This is a genomic window from Colwellia sp. BRX9-1 (genome assembly GCF_014077195.1).
In the GTDB taxonomy this organism is placed as follows: Bacteria; Pseudomonadota; Gammaproteobacteria; order Enterobacterales; family Alteromonadaceae; genus Colwellia_A.
Genome location: NZ_JACGVM010000116.1, coordinates 1 through 210, shown reverse-complemented (window position 1 = coordinate 210; position 210 = coordinate 1). Strand labels below are relative to the sequence as shown.

1 rRNA gene is annotated in these 210 nt (G+C 42.4%); it reads left to right on the top strand.

What is annotated here, in order from left to right:
* Nucleotides 1-118 precede the first annotated feature (118 nt).
* Nucleotides 119-210: ribosomal RNA gene (rrf, locus tag H4J76_RS19700) — 5S ribosomal RNA — on the top strand; the annotation flags it as partial.

Genomic DNA, 210 nt, shown 5'->3' with positions numbered 1-210 from the left:
CGAAGTGTTTGTAGAAGACTGACAGAATAACTTCACGCACTGTAATGAATTGAATAAGAAAACGCTTTTATATTTATAGCTCTAACGAGCAACAGCTTTCAAGATTGTAACCTTTTTGTCTAGCGACAATAGCACTGTGGCACCACCTGATCCCATTCCGAACTCAGAAGTGAAACGCAGTAGCGCCGATGGTAGTGTGGGAGTTCCCAT